The sequence below is a fragment of the Reichenbachiella agariperforans genome (genome assembly GCF_900142205.1).
GTDB lineage: Bacteria > Bacteroidota > Bacteroidia > Cytophagales > Cyclobacteriaceae > Reichenbachiella > Reichenbachiella agariperforans.
In genome coordinates this window covers 148,656-164,678 of record NZ_FRAA01000001.1, presented here as the reverse complement: position 1 = coordinate 164,678, position 16,023 = coordinate 148,656, and the positions used below count along the sequence as shown (strand labels likewise).

13 protein-coding genes are annotated in these 16,023 nt (G+C 41.1%); 7 read left to right on the top strand and 6 right to left on the bottom strand.

The features are described 5' to 3' along the window. Positions 1 to 8 precede the first annotated feature (8 nt). The 3 genes from BUB99_RS00640 to BUB99_RS00630 are packed head-to-tail and all read right to left on the bottom strand — an operon-like array spanning position 9 to position 3,086. Entirely contained in the window at positions 9 to 1,910 is a 1,902-nt protein-coding gene (locus tag BUB99_RS00640; protein ID WP_073118486.1) for an ATP-binding protein, read from the bottom strand. 36 nt (positions 1,911 to 1,946) lie between these two features. Then, positions 1,947 to 2,492, bottom strand: coding sequence for a hypothetical protein (locus BUB99_RS00635; protein WP_073118484.1), 546 nt, complete (start codon positions 2,490 to 2,492; stop codon positions 1,947 to 1,949). Between the two features lie 21 nt (positions 2,493 to 2,513). Further along, positions 2,514 to 3,086 (bottom strand): SiaB family protein kinase, encoded by a 573-nt coding sequence (locus tag BUB99_RS00630; protein ID WP_073118482.1) that lies wholly within the window; start codon positions 3,084 to 3,086, stop codon positions 2,514 to 2,516. A 482-nt stretch (positions 3,087 to 3,568) separates the two neighbouring features. Here BUB99_RS00630 and BUB99_RS00625 point away from each other — a divergent pair, with 482 nt between their 5' ends. Both BUB99_RS00625 and thrS read left to right on the top strand, forming a co-directional pair. Continuing rightward, positions 3,569 to 4,663, top strand: a complete 1,095-nt coding sequence (locus tag BUB99_RS00625) for a tetratricopeptide repeat protein (protein ID WP_084190262.1) — start codon at positions 3,569 to 3,571, stop codon at positions 4,661 to 4,663. Next, positions 4,663 to 6,600, top strand: coding sequence for a threonine--tRNA ligase (gene thrS, locus BUB99_RS00620; protein ID WP_073118478.1), 1,938 nt, complete (start codon positions 4,663 to 4,665; stop codon positions 6,598 to 6,600). Before BUB99_RS00625 ends, thrS begins: the two co-directional genes overlap by 1 nt. Positions 6,601 to 6,718: 118 nt before the next feature. On the opposite strand, the gene BUB99_RS00615 is transcribed toward thrS, so the two are convergent. Further along, positions 6,719 to 7,657, bottom strand: coding sequence for an FKBP-type peptidyl-prolyl cis-trans isomerase (locus BUB99_RS00615; protein ID WP_073118476.1), 939 nt, complete (start codon positions 7,655 to 7,657; stop codon positions 6,719 to 6,721). A 201-nt stretch (positions 7,658 to 7,858) separates the two neighbouring features. Between BUB99_RS00615 and BUB99_RS00610 the strand changes: the two genes are divergently transcribed. Then, on the top strand, positions 7,859 to 8,644 hold the full coding sequence (locus BUB99_RS00610; protein WP_073118474.1) for a PKD domain-containing protein: 786 nt from the start codon (positions 7,859 to 7,861) through the stop codon (positions 8,642 to 8,644). Positions 8,645 to 8,807: 163 nt separating this feature from the next. Beyond that, positions 8,808 to 10,163 carry a tRNA uridine-5-carboxymethylaminomethyl(34) synthesis GTPase MnmE gene (gene mnmE, locus BUB99_RS00605; RefSeq protein WP_245816767.1) on the top strand — a complete coding sequence of 452 codons (1,356 nt, stop codon included), beginning with the start codon at positions 8,808 to 8,810 and terminating at the stop codon, positions 10,161 to 10,163. Between the two features lie 58 nt (positions 10,164 to 10,221). On the opposite strand, the gene BUB99_RS00600 is transcribed toward mnmE, so the two are convergent. Both BUB99_RS00600 and BUB99_RS00595 read right to left on the bottom strand, forming a co-directional pair. Beyond that, positions 10,222 to 10,950 carry a LytR/AlgR family response regulator transcription factor gene (locus tag BUB99_RS00600; RefSeq protein WP_084190260.1) on the bottom strand — a complete coding sequence of 243 codons (729 nt, stop codon included), beginning with the start codon at positions 10,948 to 10,950 and terminating at the stop codon, positions 10,222 to 10,224. Next, complete coding sequence (locus BUB99_RS00595; protein WP_073118470.1) at positions 10,947 to 11,990, bottom strand: sensor histidine kinase; 1,044 nt, start codon at positions 11,988 to 11,990, stop codon at positions 10,947 to 10,949. Before BUB99_RS00595 ends, BUB99_RS00600 begins: the two co-directional genes overlap by 4 nt. Positions 11,991 to 12,198: 208 nt before the next feature. Between BUB99_RS00595 and BUB99_RS00590 the strand changes: the two genes are divergently transcribed. The 3 genes from BUB99_RS00590 to BUB99_RS00580 are packed head-to-tail and all read left to right on the top strand — an operon-like array spanning position 12,199 to position 16,022. After that, positions 12,199 to 12,555, top strand: a complete 357-nt coding sequence (locus tag BUB99_RS00590; protein WP_073118468.1) for a hypothetical protein — start codon at positions 12,199 to 12,201, stop codon at positions 12,553 to 12,555. A gap of 24 nt (positions 12,556 to 12,579) precedes the next feature. Beyond that, positions 12,580 to 14,928 (top strand): ABC transporter substrate binding protein, encoded by a 2,349-nt coding sequence (locus BUB99_RS00585; RefSeq protein WP_073118466.1) that lies wholly within the window; start codon positions 12,580 to 12,582, stop codon positions 14,926 to 14,928. Then, positions 14,928 to 16,022, top strand: a complete 1,095-nt coding sequence (locus BUB99_RS00580) for an efflux RND transporter periplasmic adaptor subunit (protein ID WP_073118464.1) — start codon at positions 14,928 to 14,930, stop codon at positions 16,020 to 16,022. The genes BUB99_RS00585 and BUB99_RS00580 overlap by 1 nt, the downstream gene beginning before the upstream one ends. Position 16,023 lies beyond the last annotated feature (1 nt).

Below are 16,023 nucleotides of genomic sequence, written 5' to 3'. Positions count from 1 at the left end.
CTAATCAATTATGCTTGTTGAGATTGTGAGACTTTGTTTTGGCCTTTCTTTTCAGCCAGATGCTTTGGTAATAGGATGGAGAATTCTGTTCCTTTGCCCTCCTCACTATTGACATAGATGTTGCCTCCATGCTTTTCTATGATTCCAAAGGTAATAGACATTCCTAGTCCCGTCCCAATACCCACTGCTTTAGTCGTAAAGAAAGGTTCAAATATTCTTCTTTTGACTTGTTCTGACATACCAGCGCCATTGTCTTTGATCTTGATCATGATGTGCTGATCCTGGTTCTCAGTATATATCTGAATCTCCCCGTCTTTTCTTTCTTCTGGGATGGCCTGAATCGCATTACTGATGATATTCATAAACACTTGATTGAGCTGACCAGGGAAACAGTTGATTTCCTCTATATCGTCATCATAGTATTTCTTTAGATCAATGATGTTCTTGGTTTTATTTCGGAGTAGGGTGAGGGTGGCGTCCAGAGCGTCATTGACATTGGCTGGTTTCATCTCCTCTTCATCTAGTCTCGAGAAGACTCTTAGCCCTTTTACGATTTCTATAGTACGTACAGCTCCTTTTTTGATATCTGATACCAGTTCTTTAAGGTCTTCTAACAGGTCGTCATAAGAGTACTCTTCTTTGAGATCTTTGAGCTCTTCTAGTGTTTGTTTGTAGTCTGTTGTTTCTTCTAATTCTTCGTATTTATTTACGATAATCATGAGGTCATCCAGAGAGACTTTTAGGGTGTCAATACCATTGTATACAAAGTTGATCGGGTTGTTGATCTCATGGGCGATACCTGCGGTTAACTGACCTAGGGATGCCATTTTTTCAGACTGGACGAGTTGAGACTGAGTACTCTTTAGGTTGTTTAGGGTGTTTTTTAACTCCGTACTACTATCTTTCTCATGTTCTAGGGCTTGTTTGAGTTGGTTCTCCGTGATCATGAGTTTTTCGGTCGCTTCTAGTTGTTCTTCAGCGATATTTCTCATGCGTTCTTCAGAGTATTTTACTCTATCATACGCCTTTCTTAGTTCATCCTGTACGCGGATTAGTTTCTCATTGACCTCTATTTGTTTTCGTGAACTTTTGAGGATTTCTTGCTCTGAGAGTTTTAATTTTTTGTTGCGCTGCTCTAGGGCACGCTGTGAGAGAATTAGCTTTTCATTGGCTTCTAGTTGTTTCTCAGCACTGCGTCTGATTTGCTCTTCTGATTTTTGGAGTTTGGTGAAAGCCTGGTTTGCTGTCATGAAGTTTTTATAGGCAAGATTGACGGCAGGTCTGAATACGAAAGAGGCTTGCAACAATATCACCCCAATAATAATAGCCGTAATAATGTAGCCCATGGAAGATGAACCTGCTTTGTTGATATTGGCTTCTATTTCGTAGACATCAGCGATTTCATTTGCTTTTTCTGTGTATTTTTTTTGTTGGTCAATAATGTTATTTAAGGCTCGGTCGATGATTAAGTTTTTGTCTTGTGGGTCATCATCAAAACTAATGTTGGCGATTTCTTTGGCTGCATCTCTCACTTCTATAAAGGAAACGTCTGATTCCTCTAATAGTGAAATGACTTGGTCTGAGTTTTCTATTCTACTGATACCTAGCTCTGGATCACCTTGTTTTAGTGCTTTTTGTGTTTTTTCGAATTGTTCGATAGAGGCATTTAGTCTACGTCTAGCGATGATGAAGTTTCGCTCGCTCTTAAGTACTTTGTCTGTACTCATTAAGATCGAGTTTTTAGCAATGTCTTCACTATAGGTGGCTTGGCGCTGAGCTAGCTTGACTAGTCGTGCATCATTTTTATTAACACGGATTGTGTTCTGAACTAAAAATTGACCAAAGAATAGCCCTATGATTATAAGTATTATGGTCAGTACATAAGATCTAATCAGATTGTCCTTTTTCATTTTGGTGTATTTAGATTAGGGTGAATCATAGTAGTATTATTTTTCTGAGTAGGATAGACTACTATTCTCTCCTAAGTTGGTGTTGTCTTTGTTCAACGAACTTTTGCTTAAGATTTTCTTTTTAGTTTGCTTTAGAAAATAACTTTCCAGCATTCCTTCAAAGAATTTCAAAAACATTGCAATAATCAAGAGTATTAACAATCCCAAATATGGGATATCAATAGCGTCTTCAATAATAGGTCCGAGAAACTGCTCTTCTGAAACGAACAAAATAATAGCTAGTGCAAACATGATTCTGGAGGCTTTTTTACCTACAGTCATTTTATCAAGCTCGTTGATGGTGTCTTCCAATTCTACGTTCTTCTTCTGAATCTCCGAGTTTTGGCTTTTAATTTTTTGGTTGGCGTGATCGAGTTTTTTCTGTAGTCTATCACTGATTCGTGTGATGACTTTGCTTTGATCTAATAAGTCTTTATAGTGCACAGCAATACCCACAGCATCGTCCATGCTTAAATCCTTCTGCTTTACCTTGCCGACATAATCCGACAAAATCTTCTGCTCCTCGTGGTAAAGTTCTTTCATATTATTCTTATTCGAAAGCGCTTATGCTTCTGTCAATTCTTCTTTTTTTACTCTAGACACTCTAATCTGAAAGGTGAAATAAGAGTAATCTTCGTTTACTGTATGAAATTCATAGGATAGTTTTTGTCCAGTTTTTCTAGCGATCTCAACAAAACCAAGACCTGCGGTACCTCTATCCGAAAATTCTCCGTTGTAGAGTATTTCCTTATACAGTTTTTTGAGTTCATCCTTATCCAGTGAGTTGATGTTGTCCAGTTTTCCTTTGATGGTATTGATTTTGTCATTTGGGATGAAATTTCCCGTCATGATGTTGAAAAACTTCTTACGAGAGGTCACCATCAGCAGTCCAGCCTTAGAATCATAGGTGTCTATGGTTTCATCCGATACTTCGTCCATATGATGGTAGAGGTTTTGGATGCATTCTGTAGCCGCACCATAAAATTTCTTTTTGATCAATCGATCACTTTCAATTTCCCCGATACGACCATCCAGAGTCTCGATGATAGAGGTAACCAAGTCAAAAGTAACCTCACCTTTGTACATCAGTAAGATGTTGGTGTCGTATATGTTTTTATATCTTTTTAAGAGATCCATTTTTTATCAAAAGCCTTGATTCTATAATAATCGGTGAATTTGAACTAATCATTTACTTATAATAATGTTTTTTTTAGCTCGAATTCAATTAGTGAATCAAAATACATGCATTGTTTGCACTATTCAAAGAAAAAGTAAAAGCTTTTTTTGTCTCCCGCGAAGATGGAGCCTTACATGTGATATTTCAGCTTTGTCACTGAATAAAACAAGGTTTCTTTTTCTCAATTAAACACAGGTTGAATTGTATCAACTTTGAATGTTACCAAGAATAAAGACAACTTCCAAGCCTTGTTATTTTTTTCGACATCATTTAAGTGTAAACCTAAGAGCTTAGGGGATTTACCTAGTGTAGGGCATTTTTGATGATTGAAAATGACCTAGGTTTAGGTTCAAGAGGCCTGTTTGAAAAAAATGCGATCACCTGTTTTTATCTTACTTTCTCTTTGACTGTTTTCGCCATTTTTTCTACATAATTTTGAATAATGAATAGTAAGTCTTTGACAATACTCTTTTGGGCAGTGATATCCTTGTGTATGGATACCTCTTGTGTGAAGAGATACGGAAAGTATGAAATGTACAATCAATTGTCTATCGGACAATTGGAATTGTCGGGGTTGTCGTTGGATCTTGACGAGCCATTGCATGCAGAATTTGTGATTCAGTATCTATTGCAAGAGAAGCGTAAGCATTGGGATGGAGTCTCGCCGAGAGTGGCTCGTAAACTCACTGAGCAGTTGGGGACTGAACCATATATTTGTTTTTTATTGGCTGAGTATTACTTTGATCAGCGAGAATATGATCTAGCCCTTCAGCAGTTGAATACGCCAGTAGAAGGCATGCCTGAACTAGAGGTGTATGACCTTAAATCCAAAATATACAATAGACTGGGAGCTTATGACTTGGCGATTGATCAGATCAATAATGCAATCTTGATCAATAGTAGTAACTCTACATTGTTTGATCAAAAGGCCAACATCTATCTGCATATGAAAGATAGTCTGTCTGCACTTACTTATTATAAGCAGGCTTGGTCGTTGGATCAAAGCAAATTGGATATTCCTGTCAAAGTAGCTCGTTTGTATGCTGAACAGGGTGAGTTAGAGGAAGCCATCTCTTGGTTGGATCGTGTCGATTTAGATCAGAGTTCTCCCGAAGTTCGTGCGGTCAAAATCAAAATTTATCGCTCTCAAGGTATGGATTTGGAGGCGAACTCTATTCTAAAGGCGCAGCTTGATAAAGGAGACCTTAGTTCTGGTAAAGAATTAGTGAACTTCTTCAAAGCGCGTCATAAAGCAGATTCAGTATTACATTATGCCTCTGTGATTTTGGAGCAGGATAGTGTGAATAGGGATGCCATGATGGACAAAGCGGAGATGTATGATCTAAAGGGGTATTTCTCTAGTTCGATTCAGTATTATGAGCTGGTTTTAGAAATTGATTCCCTCGACCAAGAAGCCATCGAAGGAGTAAGAAAAGTAAATGGAAAAATTGCATATTTGCGCAAAATAAGGGAACGCAAGGAGTCGATACCGACTTTTGATATTGCCTCCCCAGAATTAAAGAAAACATTGGATTGATGAGTGACAGTAAAATTAAGATCACTTTGCCAGACGGCAGTATCAAAGAGCTTGATAAAGGTTCTAACGGTTTGGATGTAGCATTGAGTATCAGCGAAGGCTTGGCAAGAAATGTCTTGGCAGCTGAAGTAAATGGAGAGGTGTGGGATGCTACCCGTCCTATTACCACTGACTCGGAGGTGAACCTGCTAACCTGGCAAAATGATAAAGGTAAGTCTACGTTTTGGCACTCATCTGCTCATTTGATGGCAGAGGCTCTCGAAGCGCTCTACCCGGGCGTGAAACTCGGAATAGGTCCTGCTATTGAAGGAGGCTTTTACTATGATGTTGATTTTGGAGATCAGGAGTTTGACTCAGAAAACCTCAAAGTACTCGAAGACAAGATGCTCGAACTCGCTCGAAACAAGAGTGAGTACGTCAGAGAAGAAGTATCTAAGGCTGATGCAGTAGCCTACTTTACAGAAAAGGGAGACCAATACAAGCTCGAATTGATCGAGGGATTGCAAGACGGAGATATCACATTCTACAAGCAAGGCAATTTCACGGATCTATGTAAAGGGCCACACATCCCGAATACGGGCTTTATCAAAGCGGCTAAGATTCTAAATATAGCAGGTGCGTACTGGAGAGGAGACGAAAAGAACAAGCAACTAACCCGTCTCTATGCGGTGACCTTTCCCAAACAAAAAGAGCTCAAAGAACATCTTGAGTTGCTAGAAGAGGCCAAAAAACGGGATCATAGAAAATTAGGCAAGGAGCTAGAGCTGTTTACTTTCTCTCAGAAGGTAGGGCAGGGCTTGCCGCTATGGTTACCCAAGGGAGCGATGCTTCGTGAGAGATTGGAGTCGTTTCTAAAGAGGGCGCAGACCAAGGCCGGGTATCAGCCGGTGGTCACCCCGCATATCGGAAACAAAGAATTGTATGTGACATCTGGTCACTATGAAAAATACGGGGAAGATTCGTTTCAGCCGATCAAGACCCCTAATGAAGGCGAAGAATTTTTCCTCAAACCGATGAACTGTCCTCACCACTGTGAGATATACAAATCTAAGCCAAGGTCATACAAAGACCTACCTGTACGTTTTGCGGAGTTTGGTACGGTGTATCGCTACGAGCAGAGTGGAGAGTTACACGGTTTGACGAGAGTCAGAGGTTTTACGCAGGATGATGCACACATATTCTGTACACCAGATCAGGTCAAAGAAGAGTTCTTGAAAGTGATAGACTTGGTGCTTTATGTGTTCAATGCCCTAGGGTTTGAGGAGTATACGGCACAGATTTCGCTCCGTGATCCAGAGAACAAGGCCAAGTACATCGGGTCAGACGAGAATTGGGAGAAGGCAGAGTCAGCGATCCAAGAAGCTGCTGCTGAAAAAGGCCTGAAGACGGTGACCGAATACGGTGAGGCGGCATTCTATGGTCCAAAGCTAGACTTTATGGTCAAAGATGCACTGAAGAGAAGCTGGCAGCTGGGTACGATCCAGGTGGATTACAACTTGCCAGAACGATTCGAACTAGAGTATACTGGCTCTGATAACCAGAAATACCGCCCAGTGATGCTTCATAGAGCACCATTTGGTTCGCTAGAGCGATTCGTAGCGGTGTTGACAGAGCACTGTGGTGGTAACTACCCACTGTGGTTGACGCCAGATCAGATTGCGGTATTGCCGATCTCGGAGAAATATGCCAAGTATGCCGAGGAAGTGTACGCATACATGGAAGAAAACGATATCCGTGGATTCATCGATCATAGAGATGAAAAGATTGGTCGAAAAATCCGTGATGCGGAAACCAAAAAAATCCCATTCATGCTGATCGTAGGAGAGAAGGAACAAGAAGAAGGCAAAGTCTCTGCGCGGAGACACGGAGAAGGTGATCTCGGTAGTTTTACCAAAGAAGAATTTTCCCAGCTATTTAGAGAAGCGGCGAAGGTGTAATTGTATCAGCGTTAAGAAAAAAGAGCCAAGAGCCAAGAGCCAAGAATCAAGATACACAGTCTTGATTCTTGGCTCTTTGCCTATAGCATAGACAGGTCTAATGTCTAGCAACTAGATTCTACTTGATCTCCAAGAGCTCGACCTCATACATCACTGGTGCGTAGGGTTTGACGTTGGTCGTGATGTGACCGTATTCGAATAACTCTTCTCGTAGATTGCTTGGCATGATCTGGACACTGCTACCGAAGGCTAGGTTAGATGGCATGATCAACAGTGCCTTTTCTCCTTTTTTCATCTGTAGGACACCTTGTTCAAATCCTTTTACCAGCTGGTTTGTATTCATTTGGACTGTGAGTGGTTTGTCTGCTTCTGTTTCTTGTATTACTGTACCATCTAGATAGCTGCGTTTGTAGTGCAGCTTCACTTGATTGTAACTTTTCGGACTTTCTCCTTCTCCTGGCGTAAGGGTCTTGTAGTATAGACCAGACGATGATGGTATTACATCTTCGAACCCTTCTGATGCGATGTAGTCCTCGATCGTATCTATCTCTGCATTTTGAACATCCGTCTCATCCATGGTCGCTACGAGTTCCATCTCTACGATGAAGTTGGTGTAGGCTCTGAACGAATTGTCGGATGGTGAGTAGCTGTTGTAACTCGTATAGGATGGGAGATAGAAGCGTGCTTTCTCGCCTGTTTTTAGGATGTCTATACCATAGTTCATTCCTTGTGGTAATACACTGTTCCAGTTGAATTTGAACGGTACAGCTTCGTCCTGTACGGATTCTAAAGTATCTCCGTCTAGCGTTACGATTACGTATTTGACATACATAACGTCTCCTGATGCGGGGGCTTCTCCGTTGGGTTCAGAGACTAACTTTTCGTAGTGGATACCAAAAGAGGATGTTTCAGTATTGATGTTGTTTTCCTTCAAGTAGTTGCTGATTTCTTTGTCGCTTTGTTTTTGTTGTTTTTCAAAGTCAGATTCCTCCAGACATCCTGTGACAAGTGTTGTGAGTATGACGATTACCCCAACCCATATTTTTCCTTTCTGCATAGTAATTTTCATTTTGATTCTAAATCTGTTTGTACCCTATAGACACGGGTTATGTCAATTCGGTTGGAGTTCATTGAGAATAAACCACTAGTTAGCGCTAGTTTGATTTTACTAAGAATAAGTAGTCTTTTTTTTATACTTGTGTTTTGACGACATAGATTTCTTGGGTAGCATTGCGCTCAACCAAAAAAGTAATTTTATATGAAAAGAGTAATTTATTCATTCGCATTATTGTCTATAGTATTCGCTTCCTGTGAAGAGTCAGATTCTGGGCAACCTTTAAAAGCAGATTTTGATATTGTAATTGAAGGAGAAGCACCTAATGCGCAGTTGAGTTTAGTAAATAATTCAACAAGTGCTACCACCTATGAATGGGAGTTTAGTGAGGGGACTAGTATTGAGTCATCTACTGCAGAGTTGCCTACAGGAATTACGGTAGATAAATCAGGTGATTTAACAATAACATTGACTGCTATTGATGGGACAAAGCAAGATGTTTTGGAAAAAAGTGTGACGATTGAAGGTAACAGTGCGATTGTTGAGATCATAGATCTCGAATTTTCGCAAACCGAAGGTGATGACGTTTATGGGAGAAGTTATTCAATAAATGAGCAAGCCATGTATCTTGATTCTGATATTAATGAATCTAATGGTGGTGCTATTGATTTGATTTATTACGGTGACAATTCCGCTTTTATCTATTTTGAAACTCCAGACGGTGAATATAGCTCCTTAACCGTACCTAATGCAAAAACCACCAAAATCAACAACTCAGATAGTGGCTTTGAAGTAAGTGTCTTTGATTCGATGATCGATGATGCTGAGTTATCAAGCCTCACTGTAGAGAATGATGATGAAATCATTGGTTCATTAGATTTTCCTCTAGTGGTGACCTTTGAAACACAAGAGGGTAAGAAGGGAGCGATTAAGCTAAAAGCTATCAACTCTAGTCGTCTATTGGTTGACATTAAAGTACAAAAGTACTAGTTGACGCAAATACATAGCATACAAGCGTATTGACATTATAATCAGAATCACGACCATTCTAATTTTTTATTAGAGTTGTCGTGATTTTTTTGTGCTTTAGCGTATAGTAGTTCAGTTCAAGTCTAATTATCGGTAGCCATATTCTATCTTTGCGGTCATGCACATGAACGATACCATAGTAGCTCTCGCTACACCTCCAGGAGTAGGTGCCATCGCAGTGATTCGCCTGTCTGGTGCGGAGAGCATTGCCCTGACGGCCTCTTGTTTCGATGGCAAGGATTTGCTGACGCAAAAATCTCACACCATCCACTTTGGCAACATCCTCGATGGCGAGGAGATCGTCGACGAGGTGTTGGTGTCGCTATTCCTCAATCAGCGGTCCTTTACCAAGGAAGAAAGCGTGGAAATCTCCTGTCACGGGTCGCAGTACATCATCAACCGCATCATTCAACTTCTGATCCGTAAGGGCGCACGTCTGGCCAATCCGGGGGAGTTTACCCAACGGGCGTATCTTAATGGTCGCTTTGATTTGGCGCAAGCCGAAGCAGTAGCCGACCTCATAGCCTCCGAAAACGAATCATCACATGCCGCAGCACTCAACCAGATGCGTGGCGGGATATCCAAAGAAATCAAAGCCCTGCGCGAGAAACTCGTGCACTTCGCCTCTATGATCGAGCTCGAACTGGATTTTTCTGAAGAGGATGTGGAGTTTGCAAGCCGTGACGAACTCAAAGAACTGATCAAAGGCATAGACAAGGTACTGGTCAAGCTGATCGATAGTTTCCAACTCGGCAATGTGATCAAAAACGGGGTGCCCGTCGTGATCGTCGGAAAACCCAATGCGGGCAAATCAACACTGCTCAATGCCCTGCTCGAAGAGGAGAAAGCCATCGTGTCAGATATCGCAGGGACAACCCGCGATACGATAGAGGACGAGATCAACATCGGTGGGGTGAAGTTCCGCTTCATCGATACAGCGGGTCTACGAGAGACGACCGATCAGATCGAAGCGATCGGAGTGGAGCGTGCCAATCAGAAGATGAAAGAGTCTTCGCTAATCATGTATCTGTTTGACCTCTCGACCGAAGGGCTCGATGTGATCCTCGCACAGGAGCAGCAGCTCATCGAGATGGACAAGCCCTACATCCTTGTAGGCAACAAGCGGGACAAGGTAGAATCAGAGCCTGCTGCACTGCTGGAGAACGAACACTACATCTCCATAGCGGCCAAGCAGGAAACAGGAGTGGCTGCACTTAAGGATATGATCTTCGCCAAGAGCCAGATGGACAACTTCAAGACCGGCAATGTCGTCGTGACCAATGCCCGCCACCACCAGTCGCTAGTCAATACCCAAAATGCACTGCACGATGTAGTACGCGGGATCGACAACCAGATCACCAACGACTTCCTCGCCCAAGACATCCGTCACTCACTCTACTACCTCGGTGAGATCACGGGAGAGATATCGACAGACGACCTGTTGGATAATATATTTAGTAAGTTTTGTATCGGTAAATAGCCCTCTCAACAACCTATAAACACTTCAAAACAAACCTCTCCGAAATGAAAGTTCAGATTCAATCTCCCAACAAATTGAGCTGATCAATCAGCTTAAGAAATTCGTCTCGCTTGTTCTTGCTCAGTATGGCAGTATGATCGCTGCTTAACTTAACCATATTACCATTAATACTATCAATATGGTCTATGTTCACAATGTGTGATCGGTGAACTCGGAAAAAATTGGATGGAAGTATTTGGACTAGCTTACTCATCGACTGTAGCGACATGATTTTTCGTCCATCCTTTGTGATAATTTTTACATAGGGTCCATCACCATTAATTACAATTATGTCATTAAATGAGACCTTAATGATCTTGTTATCAGCTTTGATGAATAGTTTGTCAGTTTGCTGCGAAGAGGTGGGCTTTGGGAGATTATCAACTTTAGAGTCTTTTGCAGAGATTACTTTGGCAACAGCCTTGTAAAATCGGTCGAAATCTATGGGTTTTAATAAATAGTCTGCCACATCTAATTCATAACTCTGAACTGCGTATTCAGAATAGGCGGTGGTAAGAATAGTGGCGGGTTTTTTAGGTAAAATTTTCAGAAAATCAAGGCCAGTAAGATCAGGCATTTGAATATCAAGAAACAGAACATCAATGTTGTCATTTTTAATATGATTGAGTGCTTGGAGCGCAGAACTACATGCAGCCACCAATTCCAATTCAGGGACTTTACTCACATAATCCGAAAGAATTTTTCGTGCAATATTTTCATCATCGACTATAAGACACTTCATTTTCATAATGTAATCTTTAGATCCAGCAGATACATGTTATCTTCACGAGATATGTCAATTTTGTGTTTCCCGTGATAATTAGCCTCAAGTAATTTTAACGAATTCGTAAGCCCAATTCCTTTACGGTTCATTTTAGATCCCTCCATTTCTTCCTTGATTGTATTTTCTGTTCGGAAATTAAGTTCACCACTATCTACTTCCAGACTGATTTTGATCCATCCCTGCGGGTTGCCTTCCAGATCAGAGTGTTTAAAACAGTTCTCAATAAAATTAATAAGGATCATCGGTGCAATTCTATGGCTGTTGGTGATACCAGCATGGTAGAAATCTATGTTCATAGCATCTTCATGCTTAAGCATCTGAATACTTAAATAGTGTTCAATCAGCTCTTTTTCTTTCGATAAAAGCACTTTCTCCTGATCACAATCATACAACAAATAGCGCAGTAGCTTGGAGAGCTTTGAAATCATTTCAGCAGCTCGTTCATCCCTCAGATAGGCCAGCCCGTAAATATTGTTGAGCGTATTAAAAAGGAAGTGTGGACTAATCTGGCTTTTTAACAACTTGAGTTCTGCCTCAACTCTTTGAGCTTTATGCTCAATCTTTTGAACAGCGTTGAGATAATATACACGTGCCACACGAATGCTGGCCATATAAATGATCCCCAGAAAAACCATCAATACCCATAAAATTATTCTGACTGATTTGGGAGCATAATCTTCTCTTACTTGTGTCAAATCTAGTGCCTCGGCCATAAAAGTGTGTGCATATATTCCACTAACAAGAATCAGCGTATTGACACCAATCATCATACCCAATCTTCTGTCAATTTTCCCCTCACTAGATAAGTATTGTGGGAATATCTTATATCCAAAAAACCAAATAATCAGCGTACCAAAAAAGACATAAGTAACCAAATAGTAAATGGTTTCCGCCCCACTTCGCTGAAAGATCAGTACCAAACTGATAGCAACGTGCATACCGAACCACAGCAGGTTAGGTCCTACTTTGAGGAAACGTTCTGTCTTAGATAATGCTTTACTCATCATTGCAATAATATACTCAGTTTCTAAGGAAACATTATTAAATGAATGAAACAATGATTTTGCCGCATGAAAGATTCATTTGGCTAATTGAAAGGCTTTGTTCAACACAATAGCCATTTGGTTCATTTATTCTCGTGGTTCATAAATCCTTTTTCATGGTGATTGGTGGTAGAAATAGTTTCGCATCGAAATCAAAAATCAAACAAACATGAAAACGATCAAAACACTATTCGCAATTGCCTTATGCATCCTGTCAACTCGCCTTTTTGCTCAAAATAATCAAGATGAAATCATTGCCACTTGGGAGACGCAAGAAGCGCAAGTAGAAATCTACAAAGTAGATGACAGGTACATAGGAAACCCCATCAACGCAGAGGGAGAGAGAAATACAGAAGTCGAAGTACTCAACCTTGAATATAAAAATGGTAAATGGGTTGGGAAAATATATTCCAAAAGGAGAGGAAGGCTCCTGGACGTAGCATGTCAGGTGGATGGGAATAAACTTCTCCTTGAAGTAACGGCTCGATTCGTATCTGCAGACCTTGAATGGGCGAAAATCAAATAATTGAACGCTCCAAACATCTAAGCTATGAAGTTTGTAATAAGTTTAGTCCTGCTCGTATGCATTACTCCTGTATTTGCACAACAATTTAAAGTTGGCGTGATTTCGGATTTTGAGAAATCTTCTAATCTGGCATCAATCCTAAATCAGATAATTCAGGAAATCGATCAGACTACAGGTACGTCAAGAGAAGTCAGTTTGGGAGCTACTATCTTTGGTGTTTCTGATATTAAGTCAGCGCAACAATCTTATCACCAATTTGATGATCAGGTTGATCTCGTCATTGCTGTAGGAAGCATGAGTACGAAGGGGCTGTCATTGATAAGCAATCTTCCAACACCTGTCGTTGCTTTGGGAATTATCGACCCGGATTTACAAGAAATTCCCTATATAAGTGGAACATCAGGAAAGCCGAATTTCACTTATATCTGGCAAACACGCGATTTAGATAGAGAATTAGAAGCTTTTCATAAGATTCATGATTTCAAAAGCGTAGTAGTTTTTGTGGATGAGAAAGCTGCATCTACAGTCAGTGCGCAAAAAGCCAAGAATCTCATTGATTCTCTTTCTAGACAGTTAAATGCTGCAGTAACTATTATCCCTGTTGGCACCAACATGGATCAGGTCATCAATCAAGTGCCTATAGAAGCAGATGCAACCTATTTCACTGTACTCTTACATCAAACCGAATCGCAGATCCGATGGCTGATTGATCAACTCCATGAGCAAAAAATCGCAACGTTCTCGGGAAACGCCAGACTGGTGGATTATGGCGTGCTTGGGTCGATGGCCGATGAAAATGACCTAGAGCAGGTCATTCGAAAACTAGCCATAATGATTGATGGAATTGTCTCAGGATCGGATCTCTCATCCATGCCCGTGATGCTGGACACTAATGAGAGTCTGCATATCAATATGGCTACCGCACGAAAAATCCAGATTTCTATTCCTTTTGAAGTACTTCTCACAGCTACCCTCATAGGAAATAATGACGGAGCAGTCAAAACCTATTCTTTTGAAGAAATTGCCGAAAAATCCCTAGAGGAGAACCTTAACATTCAAATCAGTTATCAGGATGTAGCGCTTAGTAAGGTGCGTGTCAAATCTGCAAGATCAAGCGTATTGCCATCGCTAGAGTCAGGTCTTACAGCTTCTCAGATCAATGAGGAGCGGGCTAACGCAGCATTCAATACGCCAGAGCAATCATTGACTGCAGGTCTCACCTTTACCCAGTTGATCTATTCAGAAAAAGCCATAGCGGCCATTAAGATTTCAAAGTATCTGGAAAAAGCCCAAGAGTACAATACGGAGGCTGAAGTTTTGAGGGTGCTGTTTGATACCTATACAGCTTATTTGAATGTTTTGTCTGCCAAGACCAACGTGCTGATACAGCAAGAGAACCTTTCGAACACACGAAAAAACAAGGAGTTGGCAGCTATTAGAGTAAACCTAGGAGCCTCAAATAACACTGATCTCTACCGATGGGAAACAGAGTTGGCGATTGCCAGCCAGTCAGTTATCGAAGCGCAAACAACACTGTTAACTGCTAAACTTCAATTGAACACACTATTAGCGAATACTTTGGATTCAGCGTTTGAGGTAGAGGATATTTCGCTAGAAGATGAGCTCTTTAAAGCGTTTAGTCAAGGCCCCATTGCTGAGGTAGTGAAGACTCCAGAAAGTTTACGTATGGTTTCGGATTTTTTAGTGGCAGAAAGTCAACGTCAAAATCCCAATAAAAAAGCATTATTAGAAAATATGAATGCGGCTAATCGTCAGCTCGCACAGAATCAACGCTTGCTATACACGCCTACTATTGCCCTACAGGCCCAGACTTCCCAGGTCTTGGCGAGAGGTGGGGCTGGTTCCACGTTGGATGCGCAGGCCATGGCACTAGGTGTTACTGAACTCCAATACAACACATGGTTTGCAGGGATTTCATTGTCATTTCCGATTTTTGATGGATTCGGTAGACAAGCAGCTATCCAACAATCTAAAATCAGGCTGAACCAATTGGATCATTCACAAACACTTCTAGATCAGAATCTGGAGCTGGGTGTGAGAGCTAACGTACTTGATTTGTTGCGTGCAAGTACAAATATTCGATATAGCAAATCTGCGTCAGAGAGTGCCCTTGAAAACTTTGATCTGGTTCAGGAAAATTACAAACAAGGTCAGGTAACAATTACCCAACTGATAGATGCTCAGCAAAGAGCATTGGAAGCCAGATTAGCGGCTGCTTTTTCCATCTATCAGTATATCCAGGCTCATCTTCAATTAGAATTCAACGTGGGCTCATTTATCATGCTGATGCCTGAAGATCAGCTTCAGCATTTCAATAACCGATTTCAACAATACTTAAATAATCAAAACTGATGCAACGAGTAAAATATTTATACATGGCTCTCATGGTCCTTATCCTTCTCTCAGGATGCGGGAATTCAAATGAGGAAGAAAAGAAAGAATTAGTCAAACCCATCAAGTATGGAGTGGTAGAATCGTTTGGAGGCTTAACCACACGCACCTTTAACGGGATCACGCAATCTGGTTCGGAAACGAAACTGAGTTTTCGTACGGGAGGCCTAATTACCAGGTTGAATGTGGGCGTAGGTCAGCGTATAAAAAAGAATCAGCTACTTGCCCAATTAGACCAAACAGATGTTCTACTTGCCTTGCAGCAGGCTCAAGCAGATGTAACGAACACAAAAATACAGATGGAAACGGCCTCATCCAGCTTCGAACGCGTCAAACAACTTTATCAAACCAATAATGCCTCATTGAGTGATTATGAGAAGGCAAAGAGTACGCTATCCAGTGCTCAAAGTTCCTATGAAATCTCGCTGAAACGTTTGGATCTGCAACGGTCACAGGTTTCTTATACCACCATTACTGCACCTATGTCTGGCATTGTTTCTTCTGTACATGTGGGAACAAATGAGGTAGTTAGTCCTGGTCATATTATTCTTACGATGAGTAATGAAGACGCCAGCGATATAGAAGCACAAGCTGGAGTCCCTGAAAAGTACATCAGTCAGATAAAGCAGGGAAGTCCTACCAAAATTAGGATACCTACGCTATCAAATGAATTTGATGGTGTCATCACAGAAGTAGGATATACTTCTTCTGGTGGCACCTATCCGGTGATTACTTCACTTGCCAACACTACAGATGAATTACGGCCAGGTATGCCGGTTGAGGTTACGTTCACTTTTGGTAATGAGAATCAGCAAAAGCAATTGATCGTCCCGGTCAAGGCTGTGAGCGAAGACGAAAGCGGACAATTTGTTTATGCCTTAAGTCCCATAAATAATGAAGTCTATGAAGTGAAAAAAAAGGCAATAGAAATTGGTAGGCTCACTTCAGAAGGCTTTATCGTGAGGTCAGGTTTGGCTCTGGATCAAATCGTAGCTGTGGCTGGTCTAAGGACTCTATATGATGGAATGAAGGTCTCACTTTTAACCCAAGAATGAA

Coding starts and splice junctions, on each gene's coding strand:
- BUB99_RS00640 (WP_073118486.1), bottom strand. CDS start 1,910: ATGAAAAAGGACAATCTGATTAGATCTTATGTACTGACCATAATACTT.
- BUB99_RS00600 (WP_084190260.1), bottom strand. CDS start 10,950: ATGAAAATGAAGTGTCTTATAGTCGATGATGAAAATATTGCACGAAAA.
- BUB99_RS00585 (WP_073118466.1), top strand. CDS start 12,580: ATGAAGTTTGTAATAAGTTTAGTCCTGCTCGTATGCATTACTCCTGTA.
- BUB99_RS00625 (WP_084190262.1), top strand. CDS start 3,569: ATGAATAGTAAGTCTTTGACAATACTCTTTTGGGCAGTGATATCCTTG.
- BUB99_RS00630 (WP_073118482.1), bottom strand. CDS start 3,086: ATGGATCTCTTAAAAAGATATAAAAACATATACGACACCAACATCTTA.
- BUB99_RS00615 (WP_073118476.1), bottom strand. CDS start 7,657: ATGCAGAAAGGAAAAATATGGGTTGGGGTAATCGTCATACTCACAACA.
- BUB99_RS00635 (WP_073118484.1), bottom strand. CDS start 2,492: ATGAAAGAACTTTACCACGAGGAGCAGAAGATTTTGTCGGATTATGTC.
- BUB99_RS00610 (WP_073118474.1), top strand. CDS start 7,859: ATGAAAAGAGTAATTTATTCATTCGCATTATTGTCTATAGTATTCGCT.
- BUB99_RS00590 (WP_073118468.1), top strand. CDS start 12,199: ATGAAAACGATCAAAACACTATTCGCAATTGCCTTATGCATCCTGTCA.
- BUB99_RS00580 (WP_073118464.1), top strand. CDS start 14,928: ATGCAACGAGTAAAATATTTATACATGGCTCTCATGGTCCTTATCCTT.
- BUB99_RS00595 (WP_073118470.1), bottom strand. CDS start 11,990: ATGAGTAAAGCATTATCTAAGACAGAACGTTTCCTCAAAGTAGGACCT.
- mnmE (WP_245816767.1), top strand. CDS start 8,808: ATGAACGATACCATAGTAGCTCTCGCTACACCTCCAGGAGTAGGTGCC.
- thrS (WP_073118478.1), top strand. CDS start 4,663: ATGAGTGACAGTAAAATTAAGATCACTTTGCCAGACGGCAGTATCAAA.